Annotated in this window: 9 protein-coding genes; 4 read left to right on the forward strand and 5 right to left on the reverse strand. The window is 57.3% G+C overall.

Annotated elements, in window-relative coordinates; genetic code table 11:
• Positions 1-344: 344 nt before the first annotated feature.
• Complete coding sequence (locus ASD32_RS30585) at positions 345-1,697, forward strand: calcium-binding protein (protein WP_280139406.1); 1,353 nt, start codon at positions 345-347, stop codon at positions 1,695-1,697.
• A 252-nt stretch (positions 1,698-1,949) separates the two neighbouring features.
• A complete protein-coding gene (locus ASD32_RS30920; protein ID WP_060636830.1) occupies positions 1,950-3,839 on the forward strand; it encodes a hypothetical protein in 1,890 nt (629 codons plus the stop codon).
• A 113-nt stretch (positions 3,840-3,952) separates the two neighbouring features.
• On the opposite strand, the gene ASD32_RS04965 is transcribed toward ASD32_RS30920, so the two are convergent.
• From ASD32_RS04965 to ASD32_RS04985, 5 genes are all read right to left on the reverse strand, one after another.
• Positions 3,953-4,831, reverse strand: a complete 879-nt coding sequence (locus tag ASD32_RS04965) for a Hint domain-containing protein (protein ID WP_244490099.1) — start codon at positions 4,829-4,831, stop codon at positions 3,953-3,955.
• 206 nt (positions 4,832-5,037) lie between these two features.
• Complete coding sequence (locus ASD32_RS04970) at positions 5,038-5,325, reverse strand: hypothetical protein (protein WP_060636833.1); 288 nt, start codon at positions 5,323-5,325, stop codon at positions 5,038-5,040.
• Between the two features lie 242 nt (positions 5,326-5,567).
• The gene (gene wecB / locus ASD32_RS04975; RefSeq protein ID WP_060636834.1) at positions 5,568-6,761 is read right to left on the reverse strand and encodes a UDP-N-acetylglucosamine 2-epimerase (non-hydrolyzing); all 1,194 of its coding nucleotides are present in this window, start codon (positions 6,759-6,761) and stop codon (positions 5,568-5,570) included.
• A gap of 82 nt (positions 6,762-6,843) precedes the next feature.
• Entirely contained in the window at positions 6,844-7,632 is a 789-nt protein-coding gene (locus tag ASD32_RS04980) for a CpsD/CapB family tyrosine-protein kinase (protein ID WP_060636835.1), read from the reverse strand.
• A 3-nt stretch (positions 7,633-7,635) separates the two neighbouring features.
• Entirely contained in the window at positions 7,636-9,225 is a 1,590-nt protein-coding gene (locus ASD32_RS04985) for a lipopolysaccharide biosynthesis protein (protein ID WP_244490100.1), read from the reverse strand.
• Between the two features lie 542 nt (positions 9,226-9,767).
• On the opposite strand from ASD32_RS04985, the gene ASD32_RS04990 reads away from it, so the two are divergent.
• Both ASD32_RS04990 and ASD32_RS04995 read left to right on the forward strand, forming a co-directional pair.
• Entirely contained in the window at positions 9,768-10,691 is a 924-nt protein-coding gene (locus ASD32_RS04990; RefSeq protein ID WP_060636837.1) for a glycosyltransferase family 2 protein, read from the forward strand.
• 531 nt (positions 10,692-11,222) lie between these two features.
• The gene (locus tag ASD32_RS04995) at positions 11,223-11,903 is read left to right on the forward strand and encodes a sugar transferase (protein WP_060636838.1); all 681 of its coding nucleotides are present in this window, start codon (positions 11,223-11,225) and stop codon (positions 11,901-11,903) included.
• The last annotated feature ends 32 nt before the right edge of the window (positions 11,904-11,935 follow it).

Here is an 11,935-nt window from a genome sequence, read left to right on the forward strand (position 1 = left end):
ACGTCACGCTGAGCAACATCAAGCTCATCTCCAACACGGAATGGCATGTCCTCAGAATCATGGAGGATGCGTCCGGCTTCACACTCAAGGACAGTGAAATCGACGGACGCGGCTTGAGCGACAATGGCATCTACGGCCATGGCACGTTCCTGCGCAACAACATTCACGACGTTGAAAATGGCATGACGCTCTGGGGTCCGTCTTCGGTCCAGGACAATTACATTCACAACCTGCGGAATGGAAAAGCCGACCCGCATTATGACGGCATCCAGGTCAATGGTGGCCAGGATATCGACTTCATCCACAACACCATTATCAACGATCATGACCAGACGGCAGCCTTGATGCTGGAAAACACCTTCGGTGGTCTGCGCAACATCACCGTTGATCACAACCGTCTCGTGGGTGGCGGCTACACCGTCTATATCGACGGGCGCAAGGGCGGCGGCTCCGTCGATAACAACACGATCAAGATCACCAACAACGAGATCGGTGGCGGTCATTGGGGCGATTTCTCGCTGTATGACAACAAGCCGATCCTTTCAGGAAACACCGGTCTAGGTGCTTCGCCGGAAACGCCGCCGGTAACACCGGAGACACCGACCACTCCGGAAACACCGACCACTCCGGAGACGCCAACGACACCTGAGACACCGACGACGCCGGAAACGCCAACCACCCCGGAAACACCTGTGGCCGGCAAGGCAACCAACGGCAATGACGCGCTGACCGGTACGGCCAGCGCCGACAAGATCGACGGCCTCGGCGGCAACGACACCATCAAGGGTCTTGGTGGCAATGATGTGCTCAAGGGCGGTGCAGGCAATGATGTCCTGGACGGCGGTGCGGGCGCTGACAAACTCGATGGTGGAACGGGGGTAGATACCGCTTCCTACGCAAGCGCAAAGACCGGCGTAACAGCCAGCCTTGCCGATGCTTCCATCAATACGGGCGATGCCAAGGGCGACACCTATACGTCGATTGAAAACCTGCGAGGGTCAAGCTTTGTCGACAAGCTCTACGGCAATAGCGGTGCCAATCTGCTTTCCGGTGGCGCAGGCAACGACCTCCTGAATGGCGGTGCCGGTGCTGATAGACTGGATGGCGGAGCAGGAACCGATATGGCTTCCTATGCGGGCGCAAAGACCGGCGTAACAGCCAGCCTTGCCAATGCCGCCATCAACACCGGTGATGCCAAGGGTGACACCTATGTTTCGATCGAGAACCTGAAGGGCTCCGGTTATGCCGACAAGCTCTATGGCAATGCCGAAGCCAATCTGCTCGAAGGGGGCGCTGGCAACGATGTCCTGAACGGCGGCGGCGGCAAGGACGTGCTGTATGGCGGGGCTGGTGCCGATGACCTGATCGGCGGGGCGGGTGCTGATACGTTCAGCTTCAAGGCGCTTGGTGATTCGACCGTGTCGGTCAGCGGGCGTGACACGATCTTCGACTTCTCGGGCACCGGCGGTGACCGGATCGACCTGTCGGCGATCGATGCCAATACTGCGGCATCCGGCAATCAGGCCTTCAACTATATTGGCAACGCAGCCTTTAGCGGCAAGGCCGGGGAACTGCGCACCGTCAAGGGCGCTTCGGACACTTACGTCTACGGCGATGTCAATGGCGACGGGAAGGCCGATTTCGCCGTCCACCTGGATGACGCTATCTCCCTGCACAAGGGTTACTTCGTCTTGTAACGACGCAGTGTAATGCAATGAGGCCGCGAAAGCGGCCTCATTGTCTCAACAGAGACAGTTCCGGCGACGACCCAAAACGTCTCTGATCCGGACAATATTTGACGCAATCCTGCCGCGGACTGCTGTGCCAGTTCTGTCCATTAAGCGCCAGCTTCAAACGGGAAGCACCATCACGCCGGACGCGTACTTGCAGCCGGTCCGCTTGCGCAGGTTTGCCTCCCCAACTCCAGCACTGAAACGGGAGCCTCTGATATGGCTATTACCTCAACCAAAACCCTCACGGGATTTCCCGACGCAAAGAGTACCGGTCTTCCGGACGGTGTCGTTCTGACGGCATCGGGCGATGTGAATGTCACCAAGGCGGGCACAGTTCTCAACGCTCTCGACATCAAGGGAACGATCTGGGTCATGGCCCCGGACGTCACGATCCAGAATAGCCGCATAACGTCCACTGACTGGACGGGCATCTGGATCAAGCCGGGTATTACCGGCACCATCGTCAAGGACAATGAGATCCTGAATGTCGGAAGCAGCAAGGACGGCGCAAACGGCATTTTCGGCTCGGGAACGTTCCTGCGCAACGATATCCACAACGTGGAAAACGGCATCAACGTGACAGGCGCAAGCCTGATCCAGGACAATTACATCCACGATATGAAGGCTCCAAATGTCCGGGCCGGCACTGTGTGGGGTGGTCCGCATTATGATGGCATCGAGATCAATGGCGGCGTCTCAGGCGTCGATATACGGCACAACACGATCATCAACGACAATGGGCAGACCTCGGCCGTCATGATCAATAACGACTTTGGCCCGGTTTCCAACATCAAGGTCGATGGCAACTATCTCGCGGGCGGCGGCTACACGCTTTATTCGGATGGCAGCTTCAGCAGCACCGATAAGATTTCCGGCGTCGAGTTCACCAATAACGAGCTCGGTCAGGGTCACTGGGGCTATTATTATTTCAAAGGCAATACGCCCACCCTGTCAAACAATGACGAAATGGGCACGGACTGGCCAACACCCGTCAGCCCGGAAACGCCGCCGGTAACACCTGAGACGCCGACCACTCCGGAAACACCGACAACGCCTGAGACACCAACGACACCGGAAACGCCAACGACGCCAGAAACACCTGTCACGAACAAGGCGACCAATGGCAATGATGTGCTGACAGGCACGGCGGGTGCTGACAAGATCGACGGCCTCGGCGGCAACGACACCATCAAGGGTCTTGGTGGCAATGATGCGCTCAAGGGCGGTGCAGGCAATGATGTCCTGGATGGCGGTGCGGGCGCTGACAAACTGGATGGTGGAACGGGGGTAGATACCGCTTCCTACGCAAGCGCAAAGACCGGCGTAACAGCCAGCCTTGCCGACGCTTCCATCAACACAGGCGATGCCAAGGGCGACACCTATGTGTCGGTTGAGCGGCTGAGTGGATCAAGTTTTGCCGACAAGCTCTATGGCAATAGCGGTGCCAATCTGCTTTCCGGTGGCGCAGGCAACGACCTCCTGAATGGCGGTGCCGGCGGTGACAGACTGGATGGCGGAGCAGGAACCGATATGGCTTCCTATGCGGGTGCAAAGACCGGCGTAACAGCCAGCCTTGCCAATGCCGCCATCAACACCGGCGATGCCAAGGGTGACACCTATGTTTCGATCGAGAACCTGAAGGGCTCCGGTTATGCCGACAAACTCTATGGCAATGCCGAAGCCAATCTGCTCGAAGGGGGTGCTGGCAACGACGTCCTGAACGGCGGCGGCGGCAAGGACGTGCTGTATGGCGGGGCTGGTGCCGATGATCTGATCGGTGGGGCCGGTGCTGATACGTTCAGCTTCAAGGCGCTTGGTGATTCGACCGTATCGGTCAGCGGGCGTGACACGATCTTCGACTTCTCGGGCACCGGCGGTGACCGGATCGACCTGTCGGCAATCGATGCCAATGCAGCGGCATCCGGCAATCAGGCCTTCAACTACATTGGCAACGCAGCCTTTAGCGGCAAAGCCGGGGAACTGCGCACCGTCAAGAGTGCGTCCGACACCTACGTCTACGGCGATGTCAATGGCGACGGGAAGGCCGATTTTGCGGTTCACCTTGATGACGCTATCTCCCTGCACAAGGGTTACTTCGTCTTGTAACGCTGCGGTGTAATGCAATGAGGCCGCGAAAGCGGCCTCATTGTTTTGATATAAGGATATGACAAGAACTTGGTGACGAGCGTCCCTGCCTCATACACAGGTGCCCCCAGTTCTCAACTGACCAAGTCTTCGGCCCGTAGCGCAAGTCTTTGATGCGCCGTGCGAGCCGGCTGCCGGATATGCAGGGCATGGCGGATCGCCGCTGGAAGCAGAGCTTTGAGATGTTCCCGGCCGGAATCGGTCGCGACGACCGGTGCGAAAGGTTTCATGACCGAAATCTCACCCGCAGCGCGCGCAAAGTCACCAAATTTGGTGAAGGTTTCGTGATTGCTGTCTTGAAGGAGAAAAGTCTCCGCCGCCATCCCCTCAGCCAGGATCGCTTCGTGGGTATCGAGGACGATATGGTAATAGTCTATCGTGTCGCGATCGTCCGAAAGCGCCGATGTGATGGAAATGCCGTTGACGAGATCCTTGGCTCTGATCAGCACGCCGTCCATAAACAGCGCGTGGCCCGGGGAAACATAGAGGTCGCGGTGCGGTGTCTGCCGGTCGATGGCGTGCCGTGCGATGCGGATCGGGACCACACTGGCAGGCCAGGACGCACCATTCCGCTTGTAGATTTGACGGCCGATCCACCGCACGGGCATGGCCTTGCCATCAACGGTCTTGACGAAATCACCGATTTTCAAATTCTCGATGCTGATCTCGCCAGCCGGGGTCATGATTGCCGTGCCGACGAGAAAGCACATCGGATTTCCACCGCCTTTGTCGCCTTTCTTCCACCATGGGATCCCCATCGCCTGGGCGATCGACGATGGAAATACAGTCGATGCGGTCAAGGCACTCAGGGCTGCAACTTTGGCACCCGTTGCGGCGGCCAAACCGAGAAAATGCCGCCGTGCACCATTGACGGGTGCCTGCCGATTTTTGTCTGACGACATTGTTGTTTCCTTTCGAGTAGACCCAAAAATTGCCTTGAAGAACAGGATCATAACCGCTGCGAACGTGAACAGGTACCACTGCAAGAGGTGGATCAGGCCTCTCTCTTTGGAGTAGGCACCGTTCCCGAATATGGTGTATACCGTTTGAGCTTCGATCCAGGGTTAGCTTTCCCAGCCGCGCCTCGTCTGGCGTGAAGACGCGGCGGCAGATGGAAACGTGCTACCGTTCCCAAGGATCATGTGCTTGAATTTTTAGATTAATTTTGCTCGCCCTTTGACGGGATCTGGTTTTCCATTTCCTCGGCATAGAGGATCAGGAGCGCTCCGAGTTCTTTGGCCGCCGTCGGTGACATCGCTGTCTGGAACTGGTGCGGCGAGCGGTCCGTGTCTTTGTATGTATCCCATTCCCATTTGGAAATAGCGTAACCGATCCGCAGCATGACATGATACGGCTCGCTGGCGGCTACACCCCATTCCAACAGGGTATAGGCCTTCAGCTTGTTCCCGGCATCGACCTCCCATTTTGAGATATCGTTTTCACGCATGGTGGAACTTCCCGATCTGACAGTTGCTCAAACTTTGCCGGCATTTTTAAATTGGCGATCTTTTGGAGTGTGCGGACCTGACGGGTAGACATGACAACCCGGCTGTCCCGTCGTTCCAAAAGAGGTGGCGCTCAGCCACTCGCCGTGGCTGGGGCCGTCTTCATCCGCGGCACGCCGATGTGGAACAAGCGTGGGGGTTTGCGTTCGACGCATCGGCACGCGTCTGCTGAAGCTTGCCGATCTTAAGCGGCAAAGCCGCTCATTGCCTGGGCAGCCGCTGGCGATTCCAGCGGGTCGCGCCCGGCATCAAACTCTTCGGGTCTTTCTGCCAGAGCAAAAAAGTGCTCGATCGCCTGGACTGACCGTGTTGCAGCCTGCCCGTCGCCATACGGATTCACGGCATGCGCCATCTCCTGATAGGCCCGGCGGTCCGTCAAAAGCTCGCTGACTTCGCTGACAATACGATCTTCATCTGTTCCAACCAGGCGCACCGTGCCGGCCGTCACCGCCTCGGGCCGTTCCGTGGTTTCACGCATTACGAGAACCGGTTTTCCGAATGTCGGGGCTTCCTCCTGCACACCACCGCTATCCGTCAGCACGATGGAACAATCACGCATGGCTTTGACGAAATCACCATAGTCCAGCGGCTGCGTAATCACCACGTTCTCAAGCCCTTGAAGCGGGGGAAGCAGGACGTTGCGCACGGCCGGATTGAGATGCGCGGGAAGCAGGAACGCGATATCAGGAAATTTCCGTGCGAGCCGCGCGATGGCGCGCGCGGTCTGCGCCATCGGTTCGCCCCAGGATTCACGCCGGTGCGCAGTCACCAAAACGCTTCTGCGGCCGCTGATCCGCTGGAGATCCTGATTACCTGTCTGCGTGATACGGCCGGACACATGCAGCAGCGCGTCAATCACGGTATTACCGGTCACGACAATATCGTTTTCCGCGACACCGTCATTGAGGAGATTTGCCTTCGATGTCTGCGTCGGCGCCAGGTGCAGCGCTGCAAGCTGGGTGGTCAGGCGGCGGTTGATTTCCTCCGGGAAAGGGTTATGCCGCTCGCCGGTTCGCAGGCCCGCCTCCAGATGGATCAGCGGGATTTTTCGATAGAACGCCGCCAATGCCGCTGCAAAGCAGGTTGTCGTATCGCCCTGGACCACAATTGCGGCAGGCGCTTCGCTTTCGATGACATTGGCAACACCTGCAAGAACGCGGGCGGTGACGCTCTCAAGCGTCTGCGCTTGGGTAATGATGTTCAGGTCATGTTCGGGTTCAATCTCGAACAACCGGTTCACCTGGTCGAGCATTTCCCGGTGCTGACCTGTGACGGCGACGACCGGCGTGCAATGGCGCGACGCAGAGAGCGCATGGATCAGGGGAGCCATCTTGATCGCTTCGGGGCGCGTGCCATAGACGACGAGTATTTTGCGCATGGCAATTTCCTTTATCCAGAGTTGACAATCATTTTGGCGAACGATGGCAAAAGGGTCCGGCCGCCTCTATCCAGCTTCATTTTCAGTCGGTGCAATATCGGCACTTGTTTAAAACGACCCCGAGCATGTTCGTCCGTTCGGACAGATACCGCTCGCAACGATCCACCTCGGCAAATGTGCTATGTTCTGCAGCTGCAACCAGAATTGCGCAGTCCACATTGGGCAGGAATGCCGTCACATCGTCGCTGGAGAGCATGGGCGGCAGATCATACAAGATGATGTCCGGCCCCATCCGCAGGCGCAGGTCCTGCAATACCTTTGCAGCCTCCAAGCTCTGCAGCAGCTCTGCGGAAAACTGCACCGGCTGATGGTTTATGCCCACGGCCAGGTTGTCGCCGTATCGCAGGAAAATATCGTGGATCGGCGCATCCCCTTTCAGGAAATCTTCCATGGACGCGTGCGCATTGACATCGAGCATCTCGCCGATTTGCGGTTGCTTCAAATTGAGATCGACCAGCAGCGTACGGCAATCCTGCTGGTGTGCCAGACTGAAGGCCAGATTGAGCGCGACCAGCGACTTTCCGCAGGACGCAGTGGGCGACGTGATTGCAATCGATGTCCAGCCATTTTGACGCATGCTCTGGAGAACCCGCGTGCGCATCATGTCGAATGGCGCATGCGCCGGATCCGAACGGTCTATCGTCACGATGCGATTTCGAAAGGTCGTGTCCGGCGCTGGATCGAGAGGTGCTAGATTTGCCCATGCGATCTCAAATCCAAGCCGGGTGCATGCCTGCATTGCCTGTTCCGCCAGCTGATCATTACTTTGCAGTCTGAGACTGTCTTGCAGGGAGGCTCTGATCTGATCCATGACTTACACTCTGCCTCCGGCGACGGTTGCTACGGGGATAAGAGAGACATTTAACCCTGCCCCGCTTTTAGCGATGGCATGACCGATACCGTGCTGCGATACCGGGCCATCGATCGGCGACAACGGCAGCACGCCCATGACCAGCATTGCCGCGATGTGACGCCTGTAATTCGGAAAATGCGTTTTGCTCGGCGGCCTGATAGTGGGGATCGTGGCGAGCGGTTGCGACTGAAGCAGTTGCGCAAGCTCTGCCGGCCTGCGGATGGTTTTGTTGAGGAGCTCCAGCAGCACGATGACACCGAGCCCGAGGCCGAGCCCTGCCATAACGCCCAGCGCAACGATGCGCCGACGCTGAGGGCTGATGGCCCTGACGGGCGGCGTCGCGGGTTCGAGCAGCGAAAACCGGCCGCCATCGGAGCGCATTTCAATTTGCTCACCGGTCAAAGCCTCTGCACGCCTGCCGATCGCGGCATTATATTGCACCTGAATGTTCTGGCGATTTCGCTCGAGTGAATTCAGGACTGTTTCGCTGGCAGCCGTGCCCGCGATCGAGCGGGTCAGGTTTTCGATCGCGCGGGCGATCGAGGTTTTCTCAACCGCGACGGCCTTCAGGCGATTATCGATATCCGACAGCTGCAGATCCAGCCCGAAGGGGCCGGCTTGTCTGGATGCCGGTTCATCGTCATTCTTGCCGTCCTTGGAAGGGCTGGCCAACAGGGAATTTTGCAACGATGCGATCCGGGCGCGCAGTGCTTTTATATTCGGGCTCGTTTCCGAAAAGATCGCGAGCTGATCCGCAAGCGCCCGGTTGAGATCCGCAAGCATCTGCTGCTCCGGCGTCACCGGCGCTGCCCCGGCGAACTGTCCGGCATTGGTATATGTCGCGATCAGATTGCCGCGTTTGGTGCGAAGATCGGTTTCCTCGCGCTCCAGCGAAATCAGCCTTTCCTGCAGGCTGCCCTGCTGGTTGCGGCGGAAATCGAGGCTTTCCGGCAGGGTATCCTTGTTTTGGGTCTTGAATTTGAGAATATCGGCTTCCAGCCTGTTCAGATCGGCGGACAGCCGATCGACGGCCTGGTTGAAGAACCGCAACGTGCTGCCGGCACGATCCGTCCGTTGCCGCTGGTTTCTGTCGAGGATCATCGCCGCCAGCTCGTTGGCGACTTTCGCTGCCATATCCGGCCTGCCGGCCAGGAAGGATACGCTGAATACTGTCGCCCCCTGATCCCGGCTCTGCGTGTCAAACTGCAATTGCTCGAATTTTATCCGGGAGCGCATATCTGCGATGAGATCGTCTTCGTCGGGTTGCTTGGCGCTATCGCCATAGACTGCAAGCCGGGTTGCGAGCGCCAGAAGGTCATCTCTGGTCGTGATCTGCTGCTGGAGAATCTGCAACTGCTCCACGGCGCTGAGCGGCACGGTCGAGCGTGCAAGTTCGGCCGGGATCTGTGGCGCTTCGGACAGAATTTTTGCGCTCGAACTATAGACCGGCGATGTGAAAAATGTGGCCGCGATAGACGACAACAATGCCACGGCCATGATCGCTATGAGATAGGGCAGCCTTCGCAAAAGGATCGAAACATAAAATTTCAAGTCTATATTGCCCATTACGCAATCACCCAACTTCTGAACCCGGTTGGCACTGTGGCCGAGGTCATTCTTCAGTGGTTCGGAAAAGCGGAACAGTTGGTCAATGGAGGGTGAGCGGGACTGCGGCGATGGCGAAGTTAGTACTTTTGGACAGACCCTATCTCCCTATGCTGTAGATCACCGTCCGGTCTGCAACGCAGCCTCCCGGCAGCAGAACGCGCCGTCCCAGCAAGGCCTGTACCATCGCGGTTTCGCGGTATGTGAGATGGAGTAGGCTGAACGGCGGGCAGATGCCCAAGCGTCCGCCAAAAGGCTTATCCGGTCTCGTGGCGCCGGTTAAAACTCTCCCAAAGTGCATGGGTAGCGCCAGCCGTCATGCGCCTCAAGGCGGGCCTGGAAGCGTCTTCCTACACAGCGCCATTCCATTCATTCTACGAGGAGAACGGTGATCTGCGATCATGGTCCAAACGCGCGGGATAAGCCTTGATCCCCTGTTGAACCGGCGCCTGCAAAAGAGCCTTTGCTTAAACTCAATAGGAAGCCCTATGCCGCCTCCCTTCCAGCTCAGCGTGATCGTGCCTCACCTCAACGAGCCCGATGATCTGCGGCAATGTCTTCTTGCGCTCGATGCACAACGCGCGGATGGTATTGCGTTCGAGATCATCGTAGTGGACAACAGCTCGAGCGAAATGCCGGTGGCAGCCTGCCTCGACATTCCGGATCTCCGCCTGGAGCGCGAAATTGTTCCAGGCCCAGGGCCGGCCCGCAATCATGGCGCAGATCTCGCGCAGGCCGACCTTCTGGCTTTTATCGATTGCGACTGCATTGCTCAGCCTGGCTGGGTGAAAGAAATCGTCGATGCCATGGCAAACAGGCCCGATGTTGCGCTTCTCGGCGGCGATATCGCAGTCTTGGTTGCCGACCCCCGATATCCGACTGCGATCGAATCCTATGAAAATATCTACAGCTATCGCGCGCGTGCTTATGTCGAACAATATGGGTTTGCCGCAACGGGCAATATGGCGGTTCGAAAGCATGTTTTTCAGTCCGTCGGTCCTTTCGGTGGAATATCGACCATGGAAGATACCGAATGGGGACAACGGGCGACGGCAATGGGCCATCGCGTCATCTTTCTGCCGGAGGCGAAAGTTCTGACCCCCTCCTGCAAGTCTTTTGCTGATCTGGCCCGGCGGTGGGACCGGCATGTCGCCCACGGCTTCCGCAAGGTTTCCGGTCACCCTTCGGCGACACTGCGATGGCTTGTCGAGGGCCTGATCATCGCCGCGTCTCCGTTGGCCGAGACTTTCAAAATCTTGACGACAGATCGTGTCTCCGGCATGCGAAACCGGATACTGGCGCTCGCCTGCCTGACCCGCATTCGGGCTCATCGCGCGCGCCGCATGTTCGGCCTGGTGTTTCATGGCGATGCAAGCCGCTTCATCGAAAACTGGAATCGTGAAAGGTCTTGAATGACCAACGCGACCGCCATCAAACGATCAGCAACATATCCCGATCGGCTGCGGCGCTTCAAAAGCCCGCACGCCTGATTTCGGCATCGCGCCGGCAGAGCTCGTTCAACGGTTCGCGCGCCACTTTCCAAAAATCCATGCTCCAGCAGCGCGGCGGTGCGTAAACACGCCGGTGAAAATCGTCCAGCCAGCGTCTTGCTGCAAAGCTTTTAATCGCCCGGTCGCCTCGGCATCAACGCGCCTTTCACTCTCCCTTTCCCCGCCTCTATCAGCCAAAAGCCACTTAAACGAGTGCAAATCTTCGTTTTGAAAGTGCGTTATTTTGCGACAGCAATCCGACCTACATCGAATTGTTTAGATTAGATTTATTGTGAATTTGATGACTATGGTTAATATCAAATTAACAAAAGGCTTTGGGGCAATAAATTAAAAAATCGAGGAAGTACAAATTCCTCCAAATGGAATTTTATATTTTCATTTTTCACGCCCCTTACGCCGATTTTTCAAACACTGGCTAACTTTGGAGGCGTCATGTCGGAAAGTAATCTAGAATACCCCTTGGGTGTTACTTCACACAGCTCATCGTACGAGCGGGCTGCGAAATCCCGATCGCGCTATTTCGTGGAGAAGCGTTTTTTCGATGTCGCTGTCACGTTGCTGGCTGCGCCATTCGCTTTGCTGATCGTTGCTCTGTGCGCGATGCTGATCCGGCTGAATGGGGGAAAGGCGTTCTTCTCGCAGCCGCGCGTCGGAAAAGGCGGGCGAATATTCAATCTGTGGAAGCTGCGAACGATGGCCCCGGACGCAGACCGGAAGCTGGCAGAGTATTTGGCCTCCAACCCTGCCGCAAAGGCCGAATGGGAGACAAAGCAGAAACTTGAAAAGGATCCACGCATCACATGGCTTGGCAAATATCTGCGCAAATATTCAATCGATGAACTGCCGCAGCTTCTGAATGTGATTGCCGGCGATATGAGCCTGGTTGGCCCGCGCCCGATGTTGCCTGAGCAGCGGCAATATTATCCAGGGACAGCCTATTTCAACCTGCGTCCCGGCTTGACTGGACTTTGGCAGATTAGCGAGCGCAATGGCTGTACCTTCATCGAGCGCGCACTGCATGATACCCGCTATTCCGGCATGATGTCCTTCAGTGCGGATTTGTGGATTTTGGTCCGGACGCCGATGGTTGTTTTCAAAGGAACGGGCCTCTGAAAAGAGGCCCCTTACAAAAAAGCAAAGCACCA

It is taken from the genome of Rhizobium sp. Root483D2 (genome assembly GCF_001426685.1).
In the GTDB taxonomy this organism is placed as follows: domain Bacteria; phylum Pseudomonadota; class Alphaproteobacteria; order Rhizobiales; family Rhizobiaceae; genus Pararhizobium; species Pararhizobium qamdonense.